We start from the raw sequence: 24895 nt of genomic DNA on the forward strand, positions 1-24895 counted from the left end.
TTCAGTCCTCTTTGGCCCGCGAGGCAACAGCGCGGGCGATCAACGCATTCATGTCGGCAGCGCGCTCAGGTGTCTGGTCAAACACAAAATGCAGCGTCGGCACGGTATGGATATGCAACCGCTTGAACAACCCGGCACGCAAAAAACCGGCCGCCTGGTTCAAACCCTCGGTGCAGGCTTTGACGTCACCCGCCAGCAGGCTGAAAAAAACTTTGGCGTGGGCATAGTCGGGGGTCACTTCCACCCCCTGAATGGTCACCATCCCCACCCGTGGGTCTTTCAGCTCGCGCGCGATCAGTTCGGTCAGATCACGCTGGATCTGATCGGCGACCTTGAAGGCGCGATTGGGCGTGGCAGATTTTTTGTGCACGGCAGGCCTTCGGGCGCTTACAGGGTACGCGCCACTTCGCGAATCTCGAAGAACTCCAGCACGTCACCTTCGTTGATATCGTTGTAGTTCTTGATATTCAGGCCGCAGTCGAAACCTTCGCGAACTTCCTTGGCATCGTCCTTGAAACGTTTGAGCGAGTCGAGCTCGCCGGTGTAGATGACGGTGTTGTTGCGCAACAAGCGCAGCCGCGCCGTGCGCCGCACCACGCCCGAGGTGACCATACAGCCGGCGATGGAGCCAATTTTGGAGACCTTGAAAATCTGCCGAATTTCGGCGGTGCCAATGATCTCTTCTTTCTTGTCGGGTGTCAGCATGCCCGACATGGCCAGCTTGAGGTCGTCGACGGCATCGTAAATGATGTCGTAGTAACGAATGTCAATGCCATTGCCTTCGGCCAGCTTGCGCGCACCTGCGTCAGCGCGGGTGTTAAAGCCGATGATGACCGCCTTGGCAGCGATGGCAAGATTCACATCCGACTCGCTGATACCGCCCACGGCTGCATAGACCATTTGCACCTTGACCTCGTCGGTCGAAAGTTTGAGCAGCGACTGAGCCAATGCTTCCTGCGAGCCCTGGACGTCGGCCTTGACAATGATCGGTACCATCTTGACCTCGCCCGCAGTCATCTCGGTGAACATGTTCTCGAGCTTGGCGGCTTGCTGCTTGGCCAGCTTGGTATGACGGAACTTGCCAGCACGGTATGTGGCGATCTCGCGCGCCCGGCGCTCGTCAGACAGCACCATGAACTCGTCACCGGCTTGCGGCACTTCAGTCAGACCCTGAATTTCGACTGGAATCGACGGCCCTGCCGCTTTGATGGTCTTGCCGTTCTCATCGAGCATGGCGCGTACGCGGCCATAGGTCTGACCCGCCAGCACGACATCACCTGCCTTCAGGGTACCGGACTGCACCAGCACCGTTGCCACCGGGCCGCGGCCCTTGTCCAGCTGGGCCTCAATCACCAGACCCTTGGCCATCGCATCGACCGGCGCTTTGAGTTCCAGAACTTCGGCCTGCAACAAGACCTGTTCCAGCAATTCATCAATCCCTTGACCGGATTTGGACGACACCCCCACAAACGGTGAGTTGCCACCAAACTCTTCCGGAATCACCTCTTCCACCACCAGCTCGTTCTTCACACGTTCGGCGTTGGCATCGGGTTTGTCAATCTTGGTGATGGCCACCACAATCGGCACACCGGCGGCCTTGGCGTGCTTGATCGCTTCTTTGGTCTGCGGCATCACACCATCGTCGGCGGCCACCACCAGGATCACGATGTCGGTGGCCTGCGCGCCACGGGCACGCATGGCGGTAAACGCCTCGTGACCCGGCGTATCCAGGAACGACACCACACCACGGTTGGTCTTGACGTGGTAGGCACCAATATGCTGGGTAATGCCACCCGCTTCGCCCGAAGCCACTTTGGTGCGGCGGATGTAGTCCAGCAGCGAGGTTTTGCCGTGGTCCACATGGCCCATCACCGTGACCACCGGGGCACGCGACACCGACTCGGCCTGCTGTTGAGACACCTCGTCGTCGGTAAAGGCTTCCGGGTCGTCCAGCGCAGCAACGATGGCCTTGTGGCCCATCTCTTCAACCACAATCATCGCCGTGTCCTGGTCCAGTGGCTGGTTGATGGTGACCATCTGACCCAATTTCATCAGGTGCTTGATCACCTCGGAGGCCTTGACGGCCATCTTGTGCGCCAGTTCGGCAACGGTGATGGTTTCAGGCACATGCACCTCAAGCACCCGCGCTTCCACCTGTTGCACCGGCGCATGATGGTCGTCGCGGTCCCGGTCATTGGAACCACGCTTGCCACGCGGCCCGCCACGCCAGTTACTGCCCCGCCCGGCACCAGCACCGGTATCACCACGCGTGGGAATGCCTTTTTTCTTGGCCGGATCACCCGCCCAACTGCTGGACAGTTTGGCAGACTTGACTTCTTTGCCCGCTCCGGCTGCACCGGCAGCAGCAGGTGCTGCGGTGGCAGGTTTGGGTGTTGCCGCCGCCCCTGCGGGTTTGTGCAAGGTACCTTTGATGCCGGCCTTGTTGACATCCGCAGCGGCCGGTTTCGGCTCTTCAGGTTTCTTCGGGGCCAGCTTTTTGCCCGGCTGTGACATCATCAAGCGGATGGCCGCAGCCTCGGCCTCAGCCTTGCGGCGGCGCTCGGTCAGGTCCACCGCGCGGGCCTGCTCTTCCTCGACCCGTGTCTTGGACTCGGCCAAGGCTCGCTGCTGTGCGTCGTCTCGTGCTTTTTGTTCGGCGGCGGCTTTCTCGCTTGCCAGTTTGTCTGCGATGGCTTTGGCCGCCAGCGCATCGGCTTTTTCGTTGCTGTCCGGCTTGTCTTCAATCTGGCTGCGCTCGAGCAAGGCCTGTGCCTGCTGTTGCGCTGCCAGCGCTTGAGCAGCCGCCTCAGCAGCGGCACGTTCGGCATCCGCTCGCGCGGCAGCCTCCTGGGCTTCGCGCTGGCGACGGCGCTCTGCCAGTTCTTCCTCCTGGCGGCGAATCAGCTCCGCCTGGCGGCGCGCTTCCTCCTCACGCCGGGTCAGCTCAGCCCGGTCAACCGTCGACACGTTGGTGGCCGGCTGATCGGTCGCCTCGGCGTGAACCGGCGTTCCCGCGTCCTGTCCGTCGTCGCGTCGCACAAAGGTTCGTTTCTTGCGCACTTCGACCTGAATGGTTCGTGCCTTACCGCTGGCATCGGCCTGCTTGATCTCCGTGGTGGACTTCTTCACCAGGGTGATCTTCTTGCGCTCCGCAGAAAATGTTCCGTGTGCCGTCTGCAGATAACTCAACAAATGCTGCTTATCAGACTCTGACAGAGTGTCGCTGGCAGTCGACTTGGCAACACCGGCCGATTTCAATTGCTCGAGCAGGGTATCGGTGGATTTTTTGAGTTCATTGGCAAACTCGGCGACGGTCATACTGGACATTTTGGGTAACCTTTTGTTTCGACTTGCACTGCCGGATCGACAGGGATCAGCCGTTTCGTATTTCTTAATTCATAACATCAGCTTTAGGCTTGTGAAGAAGCGTCACCGGTGAACCAGTGCGCGCGTGCCTTCATGATCAACGATGTGGCCTCTTCGGCGGAATGACCAGTCATTTCGGTCAGCTCATCGATGGCCAGGTCAGCCAGATCGTCCAGTGAGTGCACACCGTTGTTGGCCAGCACCGCAATCTGCTCAGGGCTGATCCCATGCAGGTCACCCAATTCAAGCGCGATCTCATCCACGCTCTCTTCATTGGCAATCTCCATGGTCAACAGGGCATCTTTGGCGCGGGTGCGCAGTTCGTTCACCGTGTCTTCGTCAAAACTTTCGATTTCGAGCATTTCTTCCAGCGGCACATAAGCCACCTGCTCCAGACTGATAAAGCCTTCGGCGATCAGCAGGTCGGCGATCTCTTCATCAACATCGAGTTTTTCCATGAACAGCGCGCGGCTTGCATCGACCTCGCTGGCCTGCTTCTGCGCCGATTCGGCAGCATCCAGAATGTTGATTTTCCAGCCTGTCAATTCGGAGGCAAGACGAACGTTCTGCCCGCCACGCCCAATCGCGATGGCCAGGTTTTCTTCGTCCACCACCACATCCATGGCATGCCGCTCCTCGTCCACCACAATGCTGGTGACGTTAGCAGGAGCGAGTGCGCCGATGACAAACTGGGCAGGGTCTTCGCTCCACAGCACAATGTCAACCCGCTCCCCGGCGAGTTCATTGGTGACCCCATTCACACGGGTTCCCCGCACACCCACACAGGTGCCAATGGGATCCACCCGTTTATCGTGAGACAACACGGCGATCTTGGCGCGCGAACCGGCGTCGCGCGCGCAGGACTTGATCTCCAGCAGACCCTGCTCGATCTCAGGCACTTCGTTGCGGAACAACTCAATCATGAACTCAGGAGCCGACCGCGACAGCAGAATTGGGGCGCCGCGCAAGGTCAAATCGACCTCCATGATCATGGCACGCACCCGATCACCCGTGCGAAAGTTCTCTTTCGGGATCATCTCACCACGTCGCAACCGGCCTTCCACCCGCCCCGACTCGACAATCAGATCACCCTTGTCCATGCGTTTGACGGTGCCGACAAAAATCTTGTCGCCGCGCGACATGAAGTCGTTGAGCAACATTTCGCGCTCGGCGTCACGGATTTTTTGCAAGATCACCTGTTTGGCCGCCATGGCACCGATACGACCAATAGGCACGGATTCGATCGTCTCTTCGATGTACTCATCCACCTCGATATCGGCAATCTGGTCCTGGGCTTCGAACAACAGGATTTCCTGGTCGGGCAACTGCAACCCGGCTTCGTTGGGCACCACGTGCCAACGGCGAAAAGTTTCATACACGCCAGTATCTCGGTTGAGTGAAACACGAATGTCCACCTCACCCGAATAGAGTTTCTTGGTAGCCTGTGCCAGAGCGGACTCGACAGCACCAAAAACCACATCACGCTCAACGTTTTTCTCGCGTGAGATGGCGTCTACCAACATTAACATTTCGCGATTCATGCCAAAACTCTCCTGTTTCAATTCAATCCAATGCTGTTGCCCATAGCGTCTGCATCAAGGCCGTGACCACGCCCTTTGAAGCTGACAAGCGGTGCCAAACGGGCGTCCTTCAGTTCACTCAACACAAATCCGAGCGCCTGCAACGGTGCAGGAGCGCGCTTTTTACTCACTTTGGCACCCGGCTTGACCGCTGGTTCGTCACGCCAGACGATTTGCCAACCTGGCGCGGCTTCAACATTGGCCGCGTCGTCTGCCACCGATGCCCGCTCCAGCACGCCACGAAACTTTTTCCGATTGGCGTTTACCTGTCCAATGGCAGCAGCACCGATCGGCGCTTTCAGGGTGATGTCAATGACCTGACCGACAAATCGCTCAAAATCCTGTTCATGACGCAAGGGCCGGTCAATACCCGGCGAAGACACCTCCAGCCGACGGTACTCCACCGCGTCCACCTCAAGGGCAAACTGCAGCTGACGCGTGACTTTCTCACAGTCCTCCACTGTCACAAACTGCTCCGGCGCAGTCGCTCCATCGGCTGGCGGCACCCAGGGCAAATCGATGGTGACACGCAGCAGCCCTCCCGCTGAACGTTCGAGTTCAACCAGGTCGTAGCCCAGGCCAGTGACCGTTTGCTCCACGATTTCCTTCAGTGCCACCCAAACCCCTGTCAAAAAAACTGACACAAAAAACAAACGACCAAAAAAAACGGGCGGAAGTGACTCGCCCGTTTGGTCGTGAACGGCCCGATTGTACGGGAAAAAACGTCCAATCAGCCTTGATTTTGAAGGATTTAAGCCAGAACTGACGTTTCTGCTACACGCCTGGCCAGCCGCGGAACGGCGTTGAGAAGCGTCTGGGTGTAGGTGTGCTGGGGCCGGTTCAATACTTGTTCGGCCGTACCAAATTCGACCAGTTTGCCATTCTTCATGACGGCAATGTCGTGTGCCAGGTACTCCACAACGCCAAAATTGTGGGTAATGAACAGGTAAGCCACACCCAGCTCCTGCTGCAGTTGCTTGAACAAATTGAGGATCTGCGCCTGCACCGACACATCCAGCGCCGAAGTGGGTTCGTCCGCCACAATCAGTTCGGGCTCGACCGCCAGGGCCCGCGCAATGGCCAGGCGCTGACGCTGCCCACCCGAAAACTCATGGGGATAGCGTTGCAACGCAGCCACCGGCAAGCCCACCTTCTCCAGCAGACTCGCCACACGCTGGCTACGCTCAGTAGCCGAAACCTCCGGATGCAACGAAGCGACGCCCTCCTCCAGGATTTCGCTGACGCGCATGCGCGGGTTCAGCGAGGCAAACGGGTCCTGAAAAACGATCTGGACCGAACGCCGGGCGGTTCGCAGCGCCTCGCCTTCCAGCGTGTTCAGAGGCTGACCGCGCAACAGGGCCGAACCGGTGATGTGCGCCTGGTTACGGAGCAACTGCAGTAAGGCCTTGCCAACCGTGGTCTTGCCGCTACCGGATTCGCCCACCAGTGCCAGCGTGCGACCGGCAGCAATCGAGAACGACACACCATCGACCGCGCGAACATGGTCAATCGTGCGTTGCAACAAGCCCTTGCGGATCGGGAACCAGACACAATAGTCACGCAACTCGAGCACGGTTGGCCCCGCATCACGCTCGCTGGTTTGACTCGAAATACCCTCCTGGCCCAATTGGGGCGTGCGCTGGATGCTATTATTCTCATAAAGAAAACAGCGTACCAGATGGCCGGGCTGGGGTTCGTACAGGACCGGAGCCTGCTGCAGGCATGCATCGCTGGCGTCCAGACACCGATCGGCAAATCGGCAGCCGACAAAAGTCTGGTTCAGCGCCGGCACACTGCCCGCAATGGACGCCAGGCGCTGCCCCCGCTTGTTGGCATCCGGCAAGGCATCGAACAGATTCACCGCATAGGGATGGCGTGGTCGTGCAAAAAAGTCAGCCGCTTCAGCCACCTCAACAATCTGGCCGGCATACATCAGGGCCACACGATGCGCCATTTGCGAAACGATCGCCAGATCATGGGTAATCAGCAGCATGGCCATTTTTTGCGACTGCTGCAACTCCTTAAGCAAGTCAAGAATCTGAGCCTGAATCGTGACATCGAGCGCCGTGGTGGGCTCATCGGCAATCACCACATCCGGCTCGGCGGCCAGGGCAATGGCGATCATGACCCGCTGCTTCTGCCCCCCCGACATCTGGAACGGGTAGTCGTTGACCCGTCGTTGCGGCTCCGGGATGCCCACGCGTTGCAACCAGTCCACGGCCTTGGCCAATGCGGCTTCACCTTTGACCTCGGTGTGCCGCTCGATCACCTCGGTGATCTGCCTGCCCACGGTCATCACCGGATTCAGGCTGGTGGCGGGTTCCTGAAAAATGATGCTGATGCGCCGGCCCCGGTAGTCTCGCATCCGGGACTCGGGCAGTTGCACCAGATCGGTGTTGTCAATGGACACTTCGCCCGCCGCAACCCGGCCGCTTTCTGGTAGCAGACGCAGAATGGACAGCGCCGTCATCGATTTGCCACAGCCCGATTCACCAACCAAGGCAAAGGTCTCTCCCCGAGCCAAGGTCAGCGAGACCGCATCCACGGCGCGAATCAGCCCGCTTTCGGTGTCAATTTCAGTCGTCAAGTTGTTGATGCCGAGCATGAGGCGTCCTATTTTTCTGACTGCGCCAGCGTTGCCGGCCGCGACTCTGAGGATTGAAGCGGCTTGGCGCGGCGCACCCGGAACGCCCGGGCGCGCGGATCAAAGGCTTCGCGCACCGCGCTGGAAAACAAGGTCATCGACAACACCAGCGTCACCATGAAGGCAAATGCCGTCAGCAGGTTCCACCACACCACCGGATCACGCGACATCTCGTTACGCGCACCATTGATCATGGTGCCAAAACTGTTGGTGGCCGGGTCAACGCCCACGCCCACATACGACAGCACCGCTTCATACAGCACCAGCCCGGAAAAATCCAGGACCGCCACGATCACCACGATATGCGTAAGATTGGGCATGATGTGGCGGCGCATGATGCGCGCATCCGACACGCCAAATGCCCGGGCCGCCTGCACGTAATCCAGTTCGCCCAGCTTCAAGGTCTCCGCACGCAACAAACGCGCCAGTTGCGCCCAGCCCGTCACACCCAGAATCACCGCCAGTAAAAACAGCCGCACATCGGCCCGCTCCAGCCCGGTCTCAAACAGATTGGGGTTTTTGTCAATGAACACCTGGATCATCAGCACAAAAGCCGAAATCAGCAGCACCGAGGGGATGGACGACAACACGGTATATAAGTACTGAATACCGTCGTCGATCTTTCCTTTGTAATAGCCTGCCAAAATACCAAACAAAATCGCCAGCGGTAAGGTCGCCAAAGTGGCCAGTGAGCCAATCACCACCGCCGTGCGGATCGACTTGATGGCCTGGAACAACACATCATTGCCAGTCTGATCGGTTCCGAGCACATGGTAGTGGGGCCACAAGGCCGCAACCCAACCCACCATCAAGGCCATGATGGACGCAGTAGTCAAAATTGCGCGCCATGGGATCTCGGTCTGCTGCTGCCACATTTCACCCAGGCTACGCCGCAGTGCCGATGTCGTTCGGGCACCGCGCAGCAACGCGACGGCGAGCCACAACAGCAGCGCACCACACAGGCCATACGACAAACCCAACACGGATTTGCGGGCAACATCCGCGGCCCATTCGCCTTGCGCGTCTTTCAAGTGGCTGCCACCAAACTGCAGACGGGGAAAATCACGCACGGACTTGCCATCCACCAAAATGGATTCTTTGGAGAACTGATGGGTGGCCAGCGGGACCGAATAGGTTTTCTCGACCGACTCGCGCGGCGCACTGAGCCAAGCGTCCAGCAGCGAGAGCGTTCTGGTCGAATAAGCCGGGCCGACATTGGCGGCTGCCCCCGGCGCAGGTGGCAACAGAGGCCGGAAATGCACTGAATCCATCACCGCCACACCAAAAAAAGCGACCAACACCACGCCAGCGGCCATGGCAGCGGGATCATGCAACACATGCCGCCAGGTCTGGCGCAGCGTGGGTGTACGCAGGGCGTGGCGAATATACAGCCCCATACCCAGCAGCAAAAACAGCAGTGCCAGATCTGTCAGCAGAAACACGAACTTTGGCATCTTGACTCCTGGCCCGGTTAGCTCAAACGAATTCGCGGGTCAGCGATCGTGTAGGAAATATCGGTCAGGATCAACCCGATGATGTACAGCAGGGAACCCACGAACACCATCGAGCGCACCACGGCAAAGTCCTGGCCATTGATAGCGTCAATGGTGAAACTACCCAGGCCGGGGATACCAAAAAACGACTCCATGATCAGGGCACCGAGGAACAACAGCGGCAACACCGCCACCGTGCTGGTCAGGATCGGCAGCAACGCATTGCGCAGCACATGGCGAAACAGCACCACGGTTTCGGAAAGCCCCTTGGAACGCGCCGTGCGCACATAGTCTTTGCCAACCTCTTCAAGAAACATGGTGCGGTAAAACAGGGCCTCGCCTCCCAGCCGCGAGACGATGCCAATCAACACCGGCAGAGCCAGAAACAGAAAAATGTCCCCGCCCCCCGAAAACCCCGAGATCGGCACCAGTTTGAGCAATTTGCTGAAAAAGAACTGTCCCACAATGATGTAAAACAGCCCTGAAATGGAGAGCAGAAACACCGACAGTGCCACCCCCCAGAATTCAAGATAGGTGTTTTTGAAGAAAACCAGGGTCAGTGAAAACACCACCACCACAAAGATACCGAGTAAAAAGGTGGGTATGGCCAGCGCAATGGACGGACCGACCCGCTTTTTCAACTCGTAACCAATGTCACGTCCCGTGTCAGATGAACCAAACTCCAGCACAAACAAAGGAACCGAGCGTTCAAAGAAAATGGTGTTGGTCAGTTTCTGCGAGCCCTGCGCGCCATCGTTCCACAGCAGCGGTTTGTCATAGCCGCGCTCGACCTTCCATTTGTCGATGGCGTCCTGCGTGACCCGTTTGCCACCAATGTTCATGCGCGCCATGTCGTCGGGCGTGTTGACGGCAAAAAACAGAATGAAGGTCAGGATGTTGACCCCGACCAGAATCAGCAGACCATAGCCAATGCGGCGAATGATGTAGTTGATCATGCTTGGGGCTCCAGTTTTGCCATGGTTCTGGCCGCGGTTTCCTGCTCACGCCTGCGCCACGCCGCCCAGGCTGGCAACACGGCCACCAGCAGCAACAACAGCAACACCGGCATGGGCCACCAGACCGGCTGGTTCCATTCGGCAACTTTCTCAGCGCGCAGTTTCGGATCCAGTCGCAGGTAGCCAATGTGGTTGCGGATGATTTGTGTCGGCTTGCCATTGCTGATCCATTGGTGGTAGGCCGCGGCCGAGGTCGGAAAGTAACCAAAACTCCAGACCGCGTCCTTTTGCGTGATCTCGATCATCTGGTCGATCATCTGCTGTTTCTGCGGCCCATCTTCCAGGAACTTCATGCGCTCAAACAGCTTGTCAAATTCAGGACTACTGTAATTGGCACCGTTTTCGCCATTGCCGTTGGTGAGTGCCTTGGAGTTGGGACCGTAAAGCAAGAAAAGAAAGTTCTCGGCATCCGGATAGTCAGCCAGCCAACCCCAGAAAAAGATCTGGATGGTGCCCTTGTTCATCTTGTCCTGAAAACGGTTGTAGTCGGTGGCGCGGATCTCAAGCTGTACGCCAATCTTGGCAAACTGCTTGGTGTACCAATCCAGCACGGCTTTGGCACCGGCAGCGGAGTTCTGATAATCAAAGTTCAGCACCAGCGGCTGTCCGGTTTTGGCATCACGCCCATCCGGGTAACCAGCCTCAGCCAGCAGTTTCTTGGCCTCTTCAATGGGTTTACGCACCAGTTTGCCATCCGCCCCTTTGTTATACACCACCGGGTTAAAGGCGGCCGGACCATCGGGTCGGTGGCCAAAAAGAGACGGTGGCAGGGGCCCCTGGGCGGCTATACCTTGCCCGCGCTCAAATATGGCGATGTGCTCCTCCCAGTCAATGGCAATGGCCAGCGCCTGGCGCAATTTGCGGTTGCGATCGGACTCCTCGGCAGTCTTGCCCTTGCCGACCACCGGATCCAGCCAGTTGAAGCCGAGAAACCAGTTGTTGGCCTCCACCGTGGTTGGCAACTTGATCCCTTTTTCCTTAAACTCTCGCTCTTTGTTTTTATCGTCCCCCATGGCGACGATATAGCCTGTGCCGTAATCGAGCCGCTCGATCGCCGGCGAGTCGTAATAGCCCTGCATGAACTTGGCTTGCAATGGCACCGCTTCTTTTTCAATATCAAACACGATCTTGTCCAGAAACGGGGTCATCTTGCCGCAGTCGTTCAGGTAGCCCAGTTCCTTGTCGCCGGGTGCGCCCTCACACGGAAACGGCTCACCGCGAAAGTTCGGATTGCGCTGCAGCACATGGCGCCGGTTCTCGGTGAACTCCGTCATCATGAACGGGCCGGTGCCCACCGGCCAGTAGTTCAGGGTCAGGTTTTTCTCAACCATGCCTGGCTGGGCGTAGAACTTTTCGGCTTCCCAGGGAATGGGGGCGAAAAAAGTCATGGCCAGCCAGTATTTGAATTGCGGGTACTTGCCAATGACGCGGACTTGCAGCGTGTGCTTGTCAATCGCCTTGGCACCATCAAACGGAAATTCCCGAAAATCCAGAAATGGAAGATCGCGGTTGGTTGGAGCCAAACCCGAACGCAGTTTCTTGTCCAGTTGCACAATCTTCTCGCCGTACTCCCGCAGTCCGACGATGTACTCGGACATGATGGCAAAAGACGGCGACTTGATACGCGTCGTGGCCAGCCGCCGGATCCCATAAACATAATCATCGGCCACCAGTTCGCGGGTGCCGGTCTGCGCAAAGTCAGCGATCTGGTACTTTCCGGCCAGATCTTCACGTTTGAGCGCGTGGTAGAGGTAGCCGCCCTGGGCATCCTTGGCAAATGCCGGATGCGGTGCAAACCGAATGCCGGGCTTGATCTTGATCTCATAGACAGTCTCGGCGATCTGCTCACCGGGTGCATCCTCAGGCAGTACGGCGCCAGTCTTGTCCAGATACCTGGGCGCCACCACCGATTGGGCGGCGCGCCCGATCAACTCATAGGGTCGTTTGAGGTAATGATAGGCATAGGGCGGCTCGTAGACCTGATAGGTATAGGGCGTCTCGTCGTTGGAATAAGAACTGGTAGGGTCGAGGTGTTTGGGCGAGCGTTTGGAGAAAGGCACGAACAAGGTGTTGGTGGCCTCGGATCCGAGCGGATGCGGGTTGTTGGCCACCTCACCACAGCCGGCAAGAAGTCCGAGAGTAAAAAAACAAATAGCGACAAAACCAAGCCAGGTATGCGCTAGAGCACTAAAAAGTGGTAATTTTCTATTCATGACTCGCGACACCAACCCAGTTCCAGCATTGACACGAAAGGCACCGCACACAGGGATCTACTCCAACTTGAAATTAAATTCCTGAACCGCCAGCACCTCGACCGCATCCTGCGTGCACTTGTACTGCATCATGGCGTCACGCACCGCCGCGTGGAACACCCTTGGACCCGAAAGGATGGTGACTTCTTTCACGACACCATCCTTGATGCGCGCCTGCGCTTTCACCACACCTTCCGTACCATCCTGTAAGGCTTTGCGCGGCATCTCGGGTGGTACCTGGGTTGGGCAGGCAACGCCGATGTCCGTCCGATTGGGTTTGGGAACCGGTGGCGGCGGTGGCGCTGGCGGTGGCGGCGGCGCAATGACGACCGGAGCCGGTGGCGGCGTCGCGGTGGACACAATGCTGGGTGCGGTGGATGTGGCGGCCGGCGCAACATCCGGTGGCGGCACATAGGGTGGCGGCGGAGCCTCCGGCTTGGGTGCTTCCTTAGGAGTCTCAATCTTCTTTGGCGGCGGTGGCGGTGGCGGTGGGGGAATGATGACCTCCTGAATCACCACCGCCTCCAGCGGCTTCTTGATCAGATTGAGGCCTTTGCGCGCCATCCCGGACACCAGCGCATAACCGATCAACGCGTGGACCAGAACCACCACCACAATACCCTTGATGCGGCGTGAGGGCTCCTGATAACCGTATCCATGAGAAATTTGTGCATTCATTTGACAAACTGCTCCGCACCAATCACGGCAATCTTGTTCAGCCCGATGCGCCGACTGCTGGACAACACGTTGGCAAACACCGCGTATTGCGAGGTCTTGTTGGGGCGAATGTGCACCTCAGGCTGAGGATTCAACCGCGCAAGCGAGCTCATTTTTTCGTCAAGCTCGGCCGCACTGACCGGCAGACCCTGCCAATACACCGTGCTCTTTTCGTCGATGTCGATCTGAACTTTTTCAGGCTTGATCGCGTTGGCCGGCGGTGCGCCCACTGGCATTTCCAGCGTCACGGAGTGCAACTGGATCGGGATGGTGATGATCAGCATCACCAGCAAAACCAGCATCACATCGATCAACGGCGTGGTGTTGATGTCCATCATGACTTCGGGCTCACCCGAACCACTCGAATTACCTACATGCATGCTCATACAGATGACCTGTTGTTTAGCGAAGTCAGCCGCCCAGCGGCGGCGGCTCGGTGATGAAGGCCACTTTGACGATGCCCGCCCGCTGGCACGCCAGCAACACCTTGCCCACACCCTCGTACTGCGCGGCCATATCACCACGCACCTGCACTTCAGGCTGTGGTTCCACTTTGGAGATCTTCTTGAGTTTTTCCACCAGCGCATCCACACTGTTGACGCGTGCTTCGTAGTAAAAAATATTTCCGGACTTGTCCACCGAGATGATCACGTTCTCAGGTTTGCTCTCACGCACTTCGATGCGCTCTTTGGGCAACGCGACCGGTATCGAGGTGGTCACCACCGGGATGGTGATCAGGAAAATAATCAGGAGCACCAACATCACGTCCACCAAGGGCGTGGTGTTGATGGTTGACATCACGGCGTCTTCGCCGCTGTCACCCGAGCTGATGTTCATGGACATGTCAGATTCCAGTTAGTTGGCCCCCAAGGAGCCCAAAGCGTGGCGGCAGCAGGCCGTCTCAGGGTTTGGACACCGAGCCCAGAACCACCGAGTGCAGGTCTTGACTGAAAGCACGCACATCATCCATCACACCCTTGTTGCGGCGCACCAGCCAGTTGTAGGCCAGCACGGCCGGTACCGCGACGGCCAGACCGATGGCGGTCATGATCAGCGCCTCGCCCACCGGACCTGCCACCTTGTCGATCGACGCCTGGCCAGAGATGCCAATGGCGGTCAGGGCGTGATAGATTCCCCAGACCGTGCCAAACAGCCCGACAAACGGCGAGATGGACCCCACCGTCGCCAGCACGGCCAACCCACTTTGGGTATTGCTTTGAATGCGGTCAACCGCACGCTGGATGCTCATCGACACCCAGTCATTGAGCGGAATGTGGCCCATCAGGCCATCGTGTTTTTTCAAGGCGTTGGTGCCGGCATCAGCAATGAAACGGTAAGGACTGCTCTCTTCAAGCGCCTTGGCCCCCTGCTCGATGGTGCCTGCTGGCCAGAAGTCCTTCGCCGCGGCGCGCGCCTGGCGACGCATTTTGGACTGCTCCAGCAGTTTCACAATGGTCACATACCAACTGCCCACACTCATGGCGAGCAGCATCAACAAAACGGTCTTGGCCACGGCGTCCGAGGTACGCCACAGCGCCTCAAGTCCGTAAGGGTTTTCGGTTGCTTCAACCTTTGCCGCAGCCGCCGCAACCGGCGTACTGGCGCCAAGCTGTGCTGAGGCCGCGTCAGCCGCCGGTGCTTGCGCCAGACTTTGGGTGCCAGGCAACAGTAATCCCAGCGCCAGTGCGAAGACAAATAAGAAACGACGAACAATGCTGATCTGCACAAAAGTTCCTTTGAAAATTGAAAAATACGCAAGTCGCTCGCCAAAAAAACCGAGCCTGGAATGCGACTTCAGGGGTGAGTTTCATTATCCATGAAACGAAAATTCTGACGTTTTGACCCCATCAGAACCGCTCAGGAAACCCCGCCGGACCTCAATCCGCCACAGGAAGTTGACAAGTGTATTGAACGCCAAAGTGCCGCAGACGCCCACCTGTTGTGTCACCGCAACTTTTTTACCAAAATTTTCATAAGTGAAAACCCGCGTTCAATCCCGACATCTGACCCGACCCTACACCAAGCCCGCCCACTTCGACCATGATTTATCTTTTAAAAACAATGGGTTACAAAACTTTACCGGATAAGCACCCAAACTTTGCCAAGCAGACTTTATAAATTTGAGGTTTCAACCTAGGAAGTTCGTGTTTTCAGAGTGGTGAGAATGGAGCATCGACCTGAATTTTTGCCTGACGCCAAGTGGCGCCCATGCATCCATGGCGATCTCGCACTGGCGCAGCAATTGGCTGTGTCGGCTTCTTTATCTATCTTTGGAGTAACTATGAACCACAAGACGCCTAACTTTCGAAGAAGCGCGCTCGCCCGCTCAGCCATGCTGGCCTGCAGTGCCATGGCTGCTGTGCTGGCAGCCCAGACCGCTTACGCTCAAGCGGCATCGACGTCTCTTGAACGGGTTGAGGTAACAGGTTCCGCGATCAGAAGGACCAACGTTGAGGGTCCGGCGCCAGTCGAGATCGTCACCAAGAAAGAGATCGCACGGTCAGGTGCCACCTCAATCAACGAATTGCTCCACAATATCCCGTCGATTGACATTTTTGACCAGGGCGAGCTGGCCTCCAATTCGCCCGCTGGATCTGGAACCGCCAGCATCAGAATGCGCGGCCTGAGCGAAAGCCAGGTCTTGGTGCTGCTGAATGGGCGCCGCCTGCCGGTTAACGCCCTTTATGACTCGTCAGGTGCCGGTGCGGCGTTTGACATCAACTCCCTGCCGATTGGTGCCATTGAGCGAATCGAAATTCTGAAAGACGGCGGTTCAGCCATTTACGGTGCCGATGCGGTGGCCGGTGTTGTCAACTTCATTACCAAGAATGACTACCAGGGTATTGAAGCGACCGCCAACCTTGGCACCAGCAGCCGCAGTGACGGAAACGAGAAGCGCTTTGGACTTTCAGCGGGCTTTGGTGACCTGACCAAAGACCGCTATAACGTTCTGTTCGGTCTCGATATCTTCAAGCGCGACCCGATTCTTCGCAAGGACCGGGACATTTCCAGCACGGTTGATTTCCGCGCGGCCGGTGGCCCCGATCGTCGAAGTGGCTTTTCGCCAACCGGCAACGTGATCAACCCGAATACGGGTGCATTTGTGGGCATTCCTTACGCCACCTGCCCACCGGAGAACCTGGGGGCCGGGAACATATGCCGTTATGACTTCAACAAGTCACTGCTGACCGCCTACAACGGCGCAGATCGTCTGAGCGCATTGCTGATCGGCACCGTTCAGATCACGCCGACAACCAAGGCATTTGCGGAAATGACTTTCTCAACCAGCAAGGATCATTTCGAAGCCCACCCGGTCCCTGACTATTTTGTGGTGCCAATTACCAGTGCAGCCCAGGCGCCTTACGACATCGGCGATGGAAGCGTGTACATCGCTGGACGGTTCATGCAAGGCGGCCCCCGCACGACCAATCGCAAGTCCAGATTCTTGAATACTGCCGTTGGTGCAGACGGTACCTTTGGCAATTACGACTGGAAAGTCAGTCTGAATCACGGTGTGAGCAAGGTCACCAACAGTGACTCGAATTACTTCAATGCCAACACTTGGTATACGGCAACGTCGAACGGTTCGCTCAACCCAACGGTGAGCACCAACGATCCGGCTTTGGTAGAGAGCCTGCGGGTGTACCCAACCCGCGAAGGTAAATCGACCCTCTCAAGTTTGAATGCCCAATTGAGCGGCGATGTGACTCAGATGCCGGCCGGTGCTTTGAAATTCGCCGTGGGTGCGAGCGCCAATCGAGAGTCTCTGGTCGATACCCCGGATCCGCTCACGCAAGCTGGCGAGGTTGTCGGCAGTATCCAGCAGGCCCCAGTGAACGCCTCTCGCAGTTTCCAGGCGGTTTTTGGCGAACTCTCGATTCCAGTTACCAAGACGATCGAGGCACAGGCAGCTTTGCGTTATGACCATTACGACAATGCAAACGCAACGAGCCCGAAACTCGGAGTCAAGTGGGCGGTTCTGCCGGAATTGGCGTTCCGGGGTTCATTCACCAAGAGTTTTCGCGCACCTGTCTTGAAACAGCTCTACGGCGCCCAGGAAGAAGGTGCCACCAACATTACCGATCCAGAATCATGCCAAAAACTGGGCGTGCCACTGGATGCTGACGGCGAGTGCTTCTATGCGGCTTACCAGGTCAACGGCTCCAACCCAAATCTGCAGCCTGAAAAGGCCAAGACCCTTAACTTTGGTATGGTGTTCGAGTTGGCAAAGAACTTCAACGCCAGCATCGACTGGTGGAAGATCCAGAAAACCAATGACATTACCTCGCCAACACTGACCTCAGCGATTGACGCCGGTCTGTTCACCAAGGTTGGGCCGAAGACCAGCATTTTCACGAATCTGCAGAACATTGCTGAGCGCGAAACCGAAGGTGTTGATATTGACGCCCGCTGGCGCTTCCGTGGCACGGCCATCGGTGACATCACGCTGCGCGATTTGTTCACCTATTACATGACCAACAAGACCCGTTCCAGCGCCACCGATTCATGGGCTGAGTATGTTGATACCTATGCAAATCCCAAGTATCGCAACGCGTTCAATGTGACGGTCGAGAAGGGCCCTTGGACCTTTGGTGGCACCATCAAAACCGTCGGCGGATTCTTGGATACCGATCAGCCCATCGAAGCCAATGCGACCACCAAACGTGTCACTTCGTTCACTGAGCTTGACTTCGTGACCCAGTATTCCGGATTCAAGAATCTGGAACTGACCTTCGGTATCAAGAATCTGATGGACCGGATGCCACCGTTCAGCCTGCAGAACGCCAGCAGCAACAGCTATACCCAGATGGGCTTTGCTGAACTGTATGGAAATCGGGGCCGGTTTTTCTACGTTTCCGGCAAGTATGTGTTTAGATAAGTCTTGAATGCTTACAAAATGGGTACCTTTCGAGGTACCCATTTTTTTAGGTATCCGATGAACCTGTAGTGTTTTCAATTTGACCGACTTGCTTTTATGATCAATCAACTCCCAACCCTGCGCCGTCGTGACTTTTTTGCCTCGGTTGCCGTGTGTTCTGCACTCGCCCCAACAAGCTGGGCAGCCGAATCGCCTGAAGCCGCGCCGATCGAGATCAGCAGTTTTTTTAAAACTGCGCAGTTGTCGTCGCTGCGTTTGTCCCCCGACGGCAAGAATATCGCGGCGCTTCGCGAGTATCGGGACCGAATCAATATCACGGTGGTTGATGTTTCGACGCGAAAGTCGCTGGTCATCACCAGCTTTACGGATGGCGACGTTGCAAGTCTGGCGTGGGTCAACAATGACCGGCTCGTCTTCACGATGGTTGATCGTGAACGCGGCAGCGGCGACCAGGTCGGCGGCGGGATGTTTGTCATTGATCGTGACGCGCGCAACTTCAAGCCGATGGTTGAACGCAGTCTGCTGACTGAAGGCCAGAAACTTCTGCCAGCCGGCTCTTCTTTGCACGGTCGGGTGGTGATAGACGGCAAGCCAACAGAAGATCTGATCATTGAAGTCCCGTCACTGCAAGGACGAGGGCGTATCTCGAGCAATCTCTACAGACTCAACACGACGACTGGTCGTTCGGTATTGATGACCCTGGGTGGGCCACCCGAAGTTCAGTCCTGGGTCGTAGATCGGGCGAATGTCGCTCGAGCCGCGACCTCTACGGTCGAGGAGACCACACGGGTTTACCTGCGGGACTCTGAGCAAGCACCCTGGCGGGTGATCTTCACCTTCAGTCAGTCAGATCCGGCGTCAGCAATCGTTCCGCTGGCTTTTGACTCAGCCGGAAAACTCTATGTCAGTGCCTACAGCGGCAGTGATACGGCTTCCATTTATGGTTTCGACACACTCAAGGGCACGATTGATCAACAACCGGTTTTCGGCCTGAAAGGCTTTGACGTCACCGAAGGGCTTCGATTCAAGGCCGACGGCAGCAAGTTGCTGGGTATCGATTACCAGGCTGATCGGGCCGGAACCTACTGGATCGATGAGACCTTGGCCAAGATCCAGGGCCAGATCGATCAGGCACTGCCAGGTCGCGTCAACCAGCTTCAGACTTCAAATCTGTCTGAGGGGGCACCAATCCTGGTAACTTCGTACTCCGATCGCGACCCCGGTCGGTTTCTGCTTTTCAACCCAAAGGACAACAAGCTGGAACAGATTGCGCAGTCGCGCCCATGGATTTCAGTGGAGCGCATGAGGCCAACGACGTTCATGCGGTATTCAGCTCGTGATGGACTGTCGATACCGGCACAGTTGACGCTGCCTGCAGGTAAAGGGCCATTTCCGATGATCGTGATGCACTACGGTGGCCCGTGGGTGCGCCCGATCAGCTGGCGTTGGGATCCTCACGTCCAGTTCTTGGTATCCAGGGGCTATGCCGTCTTCATGCCCGCACCCCGTGCGTCGACTGGCTTTGGCGTTCGCCTTTTCAAAGCCGGCTGGAAACAATGGGGACTGGGCATGCAGGACGATGTGTCGGATGGCGTGCAGCAGCTGATCAAAGACGGCATTGCTGATCCCAAACGCATTTGTATTGCCGGCGCAAGCTACGGTGGCTATTTGACGATGATGGGGCTGGTGAAAGAACCGGCCTTGTATCGATGCGGAATCAATTGGGTGGGTGTCACCGACCCGTCGTTCATGTTCAGTGTCACCTGGACTGACTTCAATCGAGTCGATGCTGCTCGCTTTACGTTGCCCTTACTGATTGGTGACCCCGCGAAAGACGCCGATCAGTTCAAGAAGACTTCACCAGTGCTGCGAGCGTCCGAAATTCATCAGCCGGTCATGATGGCCTATGGTGGACTTGATCAGCGGGTACCACTGATCAACGGGGAAAAAATGCGTGATGCACTGGCGTCTCACAACAAGAATGTGGACTGGGTCATTTACCCGGACGAAGGTCACGGTTGGCTCAAAGTTGCCAATAATATTGACTTCTGGTCGCGTGTCGACAAGTTTCTTTCCCGACACATGTCAACCACGTCATAATTTAAAATTATGCACTAAATACTTTGGATTAATTACTCCTGCTTTATTGAATTGAGGTTATTGTCTTTGACTCGATGATGGGCATTTTTGTATTGTTACCTTGCTTGATGCCATGAATCAAATTCGATCACTATTGGAAACAGGATCGGATTTGATTCAATCAAACCATGTGTCAAGTGCCATAGAAATTTATGAAAAAATATTATTAATTGACAATAAAATACCGGAAGCCTGGTACAATCTTGGTTTTCTTTTCAAGAAAACAAATAAATTTACAGAAGCTCTTGAATGTTATTATAAGGCTATATCATTTAAAATAGACCAGCCTGAGGAGGTTTATCTTAATTGTGCGGTTATATTGGCTCAAGATCTTGGCCGGCCGCTTGATGCTTTGGCTGAGTTGGCTAAAGCGCTACATCTGAATTCACGCTATATCCCGGCACTGCTGAATACGGGAAACATTCATGAGCAACTGGGTGATCGGGAACAGGCACATGCTGCTTACCAGCGGGCACTGGCCATTGACCCAAACCATGCGCTGGCGCTCTCCCGTTTGCCGAACCTGCAGACCACCTTGGAGAACGACGCTGGCCTGATCGATCGTCTCAGATCAGCGCTATCCGCTAGAACTATCACTGACCAGGAGCGCGCAGATCTTGGTTTTGCTCTGGGCAAGGCGTTGGATAACGCAGCCAAGTATGACCAAGCGTTTGATGCCTACCTCTCTGCCAACGCGGCGAGTCGCAGCAGTGCGATGGATCGATTTCGTCCCTATGATCGCAAGGCGATTGAGGATTTTTTTGCAAAAATAATCAGGGCCTATCCCACGGCAGATTCAAGACCCGTTACAACACCCGATTGGCCACGGCCGATATTCATCTGTGGCATGTTCAGATCCGGGTCGACCTTGGTGGAGCAGATTCTGGCCAGTCATGAGTCTGTCTCAGACGGTGGTGAACTGGATATAGTTCCAAGAATAGCAAAAGAATATATTTATCCAAAGCTGGATAGCTTGAGGCTTGTTATTGATGAAGCCAAGTGCAATGAAATGCGTGATCAATACATGCAAGCCATTTCTCTCAAGTTTCAAGATATACCCTACATCACTGATAAGCGACCCGATAATTTCTTGAATATTGGTCTGATTAAAAGTATATTCCCTGACTCCAAAATTATCTACACGACGCGCAATGCAATAGACAACTGTCTTTCAATATACTTTCTTCATTTAAGCCCTTCAATGCCATTTGCCTATGATTTGGAGAATATTGCGCATTGGTACCTGCTACATCAGAAACTAATGAAACATTGGATAAGTCTATACCCTGATGATATTCATGAAGTCAATTATGATGCCATGGTTACTGATTTCCGTCCGAATGTTGAGCAGTTACTTGTGCACTGTGGTCTGCCTTGGGATGAAAGATGTATGGATTTCCACAAAACCAGATCATCCATCATGACACCCAGTGCCTGGCAGGTAAGGCAACCGCTCTACCAACGCTCCTGCGGCCGGTGGCGCCACTATGAGCATCGTTTAAAGGACCTGCTCAACGCATTGGGTGATGCCGCGCACGAACAGCGCTCATGACAGGCGTCATTGAGTTGCAAGACACCCGCCTGCCTTTTCTGCGGTTCTGATTGGCAACACAAAGTTTGCACCGCATTGGCTGGGCGCAGTGGCATGGGGTGTGCTGATGGCTTGGGCAACAACATGATTGCACTTGGCTGGCCCGTCAAGGTGATCCGTGGCGGTATTTCAGGCGACTAAAAGTTCTCTGTATCGGCATCGAGATTGCTTTGCAGGTTATAACGGCTACCCGACACGGTGTGCTGATTAATCAAAAGGTCGAGTTTCTTCAACATCACTGCATCAAGCGCCACATTCACGGCACCCAGGTTATCGACCAGATGATCCACACGCGTCGTACCTGGAATCGGGATAATGTCATGGCCCTGATGCAGCAACCACGCCAACGCCAGTTGGGCAGGTGAGCAGCCTGCAAGTTGGGCCAAAGCGTGGTACTGGGGCAGAAGCTGCGAATTTCGCCACCAGTTCTCTGCGTCAAATCGCGGCATGGCGCGGCGGAAATCATTGGCATCAAAACCCGCCGGATCAAGCGCTTCACCTGCCAGAAATCCCCGCGCCACCGGGCTGAACGCCACAAAGCTCACACCAAGCTCACGGCAAGCCTGCAGCACCGCGATTTCCGGATTGCGCGTCCACAATGAATATTCCGTTTGCATGGCGGTGATCGGATGCACCGCTTGTGCCCGGCGCAAGGTCGTCGCTGACATCTCGGACAGACCAATGGTCTGGATGTAACCTTTCTTGACCAGATCGCTCAGAGCGCCCACACTGTCCTCAATCGGCACGGATCGATCCAGACGGTGCAGGTAGTAGAGGTCAATCACATCGGTCTTCAAGCGCCGCAGGCTGTCTTCACAGGTCTTTCTCAGCGTTGTTGGACGGCCATCAATCACCCTCACCCGTTTGCCATCACCTTTGACATCGACTCCGGTCAAGCCGCATTTGCTGGCCAGGGTAAATTGGTGGCGGTGCCTGGACAGCACCCGCCCCACCAAATCTTCATTGGCGCCAAAGCCGTAGAGTGATGCCGTATCAAAAAAGGTCACCCCTGAATCCAGTGCCTGCAAGAGCACCCGCTCGGCCTGCTCAGCCGATATGGGGACGCCGTACCCCTGGCTCAAGTTCATACACCCCAAACCCAGAGCGCTGACGGTAAAGGGTCCTAGTTTCCGTTGCTGCATGCTGTGCTTTCCTTTCCGTTCAACAGTTTAGAGGACCGGCCGACCCGGTGGCGGAAACGCCGCGTCCGGATTGAACTTCAGGCGCTTTTGATTTTGTACCATTTGGTACAAACCCTAATTTCAATTGTTAATCGATCATTCTCGTGCGTTCATCGTTCTCCAAAGCGGATTTCGTGTTTCAAGAAACCCGCTTTATCGCTAAAGTTACGAAGATCATTGACACAAAGAGGCGATTATCGATCACAAAGATCGATTTGACCTCGCTGGAAAACCTTTACCACCGGAGACAACATGAAAGATCTGATTTCCCACCAGTTGGTCAAATACCTCGAAGAACGTGGTGTCAAACACCTGTTTGGCCTGTGCGGCCACACCAACATTGCGGTGTTGACCGCGCTGGAGAAAAGCAGCATTCAGTTTGTCAACACCCGACATGAACAAGTGGCTGCCCATGCCGCTGATGGCTATGCGCGCGCCAAGGGCGAAGCCGCCGTGGTGCTCAGCCACCTGGGTCCCGGGCTGACCAATGCGTCCACTGGTGTAGCCAATGCCGCGCTGGACTCCATCCCGATGGTGGTGATCGCCGGTGACGTGCCCAGCCACTACTACGGCAAGCACCCGCACCAGGAAGTCAACCTGCATTCGGACGCCTCACAGTCCGAGATGTACCGCCCGTTCTGCAAACGCGTGTGGCGTGTTGAGCGGCCCGATTTGTTTCCCGAAATTCTGGAGAAGGCTTTTGCATTGGCCGAGAGCGGCCGACCGGGCCCGGTGCTGGTGTCGGTGCCGATGGATATCTTCTCCAAAGAGGTGGACGTCGCCCGGTTTGACAAGCTGCGCCTGAACAGCAAGAAACTGCATACGCCGTCCATTGACGACGAAGTGGCCACCCAAATCATTGAAGCGCTGGTCGCAGCCAAGCGCCCGCAATTGCATGTAGGCGGGGGCATCGTGCTGGCCAAAGCCACGACCGAACTGCAGGAGTTTGTTGACCACATGAGTCTGCCTGTCTCGCACAGCCTGATGGGCAAGGGCGTCTTGCCCGATGACCACCCCTTCATTCTGGGCATGACGGGTTTTTGGGGTACCCAATTCATCAATGACAAGTGCCTCAATGCCGACCTGATACTAGGCCTGGGCACACGTTTTGCCGAAGCTGATTGCAGCTCTTGGGAGACCGAGTACACCTTCAACTTCGGCGTCACCAAGCTGCTTCACATCGACATCGACCCCAGCGAAATCGGCCGCAACTACCCTGTGCAAATCGGCGCCGTGGCTGATCTGAAGCAAGCGCTCAAAGTCTTGAACCGCGTCGCCAAGAAGCTCTACCCGCGTGGTTTCAAAAACGACGCGCTCAAGACAGAGCTGGCCGCCAACCGCAGCACCTTCAAGGCGGGTCTGGTCGCGGCCCAGCAAAGCAGTGCGTTCCCGATGCGCCCGGAGCGCATTCTGGCCGATGCGCGCGCCGTGTTGCCGCGAGACGTGATCATCACCACCGACGTTGGCTGGAACAAGAATGGCGTCGGTCAGCAGTTCGACATCTTTACCCCTGGCAGCATCCTGACGCCCGGCGGCTTTGCCACCATGGGTTTTGGCGCGCCGGCGGCCATTGGCGCGAAACTGGCCTGCCCGGACCGCGTGGTGGTGTCACTGGTGGGAGACGGTGGCTTCGGCCAGAACCCGGCCATGCTGGCCACGGCGGTTGAAAGCAATGTGCCGGTGATTTGGGTCATCATGAACAACTGCGCCTTTGGCACCATCGCCGGCTTGCAGTTGGCGCATTACGGCACCACCACCGGCACCCTGTTCTTCAAGGACGGAGCACCATTCCAGGCCGACTTTGCGGCCATCGCCCGGGCTTACGGCGCTGAAGGCGTCCGGGTCACTTCGGCTGACGAATTCAAGCCCGCGCTGGAAAAGGCCATGGCCTCCAACCGCCCGTTTGTGATCGACGTGGCGATGCAAAACGCCCCGGTCGAGACCGCCGGCCACTGGAACATCATGGACATCTACTCGCCGGGCAAGAAGGTGCACCACGCTGACACCAGTGGGTTGCAAGGTCGCGCCAGTTAAATC

General features: G+C 56.4%; 17 protein-coding genes. 4 read left to right on the forward strand and 13 right to left on the reverse strand.

What is annotated here, in order from left to right; translation table 11 throughout:
- Position 1 precedes the first annotated feature (1 nt).
- The 12 genes from rbfA to KBF66_RS04480 form a co-directional block, all read right to left on the reverse strand.
- Positions 2-370, reverse strand: a complete 369-nt coding sequence (rbfA, locus tag KBF66_RS04425; protein ID WP_296652850.1) for a 30S ribosome-binding factor RbfA — start codon at positions 368-370, stop codon at positions 2-4.
- A gap of 17 nt (positions 371-387) precedes the next feature.
- Entirely contained in the window at positions 388-3327 is a 2940-nt protein-coding gene (gene infB, locus KBF66_RS04430) for a translation initiation factor IF-2 (RefSeq protein WP_296652853.1), read from the reverse strand.
- An 83-nt stretch (positions 3328-3410) separates the two neighbouring features.
- On the reverse strand, positions 3411-4907 hold the full coding sequence (gene nusA, locus KBF66_RS04435; protein WP_296652855.1) for a transcription termination factor NusA: 1497 nt from the start codon (positions 4905-4907) through the stop codon (positions 3411-3413).
- A 17-nt stretch (positions 4908-4924) separates the two neighbouring features.
- A complete protein-coding gene (rimP, locus tag KBF66_RS04440; protein WP_296652858.1) occupies positions 4925-5563 on the reverse strand; it encodes a ribosome maturation factor RimP in 639 nt (212 codons plus the stop codon).
- A gap of 134 nt (positions 5564-5697) precedes the next feature.
- Positions 5698-7551, reverse strand: coding sequence for a dipeptide ABC transporter ATP-binding protein (locus tag KBF66_RS04445; protein WP_296652861.1), 1854 nt, complete (start codon positions 7549-7551; stop codon positions 5698-5700).
- Positions 7552-7559: 8 nt separating this feature from the next.
- On the reverse strand, positions 7560-9044 hold the full coding sequence (locus tag KBF66_RS04450; protein ID WP_296652864.1) for an ABC transporter permease: 1485 nt from the start codon (positions 9042-9044) through the stop codon (positions 7560-7562).
- 17 nt (positions 9045-9061) lie between these two features.
- Positions 9062-10039, reverse strand: a complete 978-nt coding sequence (locus KBF66_RS04455) for an ABC transporter permease (protein ID WP_296652868.1) — start codon at positions 10037-10039, stop codon at positions 9062-9064.
- Positions 10036-12312, reverse strand: a complete 2277-nt coding sequence (locus KBF66_RS04460; RefSeq protein WP_296652870.1) for an ABC transporter substrate-binding protein — start codon at positions 12310-12312, stop codon at positions 10036-10038. Before KBF66_RS04460 ends, KBF66_RS04455 begins: the two co-directional genes overlap by 4 nt.
- Before the next feature lie 57 nt (positions 12313-12369).
- A complete protein-coding gene (locus KBF66_RS04465) occupies positions 12370-13029 on the reverse strand; it encodes an energy transducer TonB (RefSeq protein WP_296652877.1) in 660 nt (219 codons plus the stop codon).
- Complete coding sequence (locus tag KBF66_RS04470) at positions 13026-13454, reverse strand: biopolymer transporter ExbD (RefSeq protein WP_296652880.1); 429 nt, start codon at positions 13452-13454, stop codon at positions 13026-13028. The genes KBF66_RS04465 and KBF66_RS04470 overlap by 4 nt, the downstream gene beginning before the upstream one ends.
- 25 nt (positions 13455-13479) lie before the next feature.
- Positions 13480-13911: a biopolymer transporter ExbD gene (locus tag KBF66_RS04475; protein WP_296652883.1), complete on the reverse strand. Its 432-nt coding sequence runs from the start codon at positions 13909-13911 to the stop codon at positions 13480-13482.
- Between the two features lie 58 nt (positions 13912-13969).
- Complete coding sequence (locus KBF66_RS04480; RefSeq protein WP_296652887.1) at positions 13970-14794, reverse strand: MotA/TolQ/ExbB proton channel family protein; 825 nt, start codon at positions 14792-14794, stop codon at positions 13970-13972.
- A 555-nt stretch (positions 14795-15349) separates the two neighbouring features.
- On the opposite strand from KBF66_RS04480, the gene KBF66_RS04485 reads away from it, so the two are divergent.
- The 3 genes from KBF66_RS04485 to KBF66_RS04495 all read left to right on the forward strand — a co-directional run bounded on the left by KBF66_RS04485 (position 15350) and on the right by KBF66_RS04495 (position 21638).
- Positions 15350-17947, forward strand: a complete 2598-nt coding sequence (locus KBF66_RS04485) for a TonB-dependent receptor (RefSeq protein ID WP_296652892.1) — start codon at positions 15350-15352, stop codon at positions 17945-17947.
- A gap of 96 nt (positions 17948-18043) precedes the next feature.
- Positions 18044-20047, forward strand: coding sequence for a prolyl oligopeptidase family serine peptidase (locus tag KBF66_RS04490; RefSeq protein WP_296652895.1), 2004 nt, complete (start codon positions 18044-18046; stop codon positions 20045-20047).
- A gap of 112 nt (positions 20048-20159) precedes the next feature.
- Positions 20160-21638, forward strand: coding sequence for a tetratricopeptide repeat-containing sulfotransferase family protein (locus tag KBF66_RS04495; RefSeq protein ID WP_296652900.1), 1479 nt, complete (start codon positions 20160-20162; stop codon positions 21636-21638).
- A gap of 176 nt (positions 21639-21814) precedes the next feature.
- On the opposite strand, the gene KBF66_RS04500 is transcribed toward KBF66_RS04495, so the two are convergent.
- A complete protein-coding gene (locus KBF66_RS04500) occupies positions 21815-22819 on the reverse strand; it encodes an aldo/keto reductase (RefSeq protein WP_296652903.1) in 1005 nt (334 codons plus the stop codon).
- A 291-nt stretch (positions 22820-23110) separates the two neighbouring features.
- Between KBF66_RS04500 and KBF66_RS04505 the strand changes: the two genes are divergently transcribed.
- Positions 23111-24892, forward strand: a complete 1782-nt coding sequence (locus KBF66_RS04505) for a thiamine pyrophosphate-binding protein (protein ID WP_296652908.1) — start codon at positions 23111-23113, stop codon at positions 24890-24892.
- Positions 24893-24895: the final 3 nt, after the last annotated feature.

The sequence above is a fragment of the Rhodoferax sp. genome (assembly GCF_018063565.1).
Taxonomy (GTDB): Bacteria; Pseudomonadota; Gammaproteobacteria; order Burkholderiales; family Burkholderiaceae_C; genus Rhodoferax.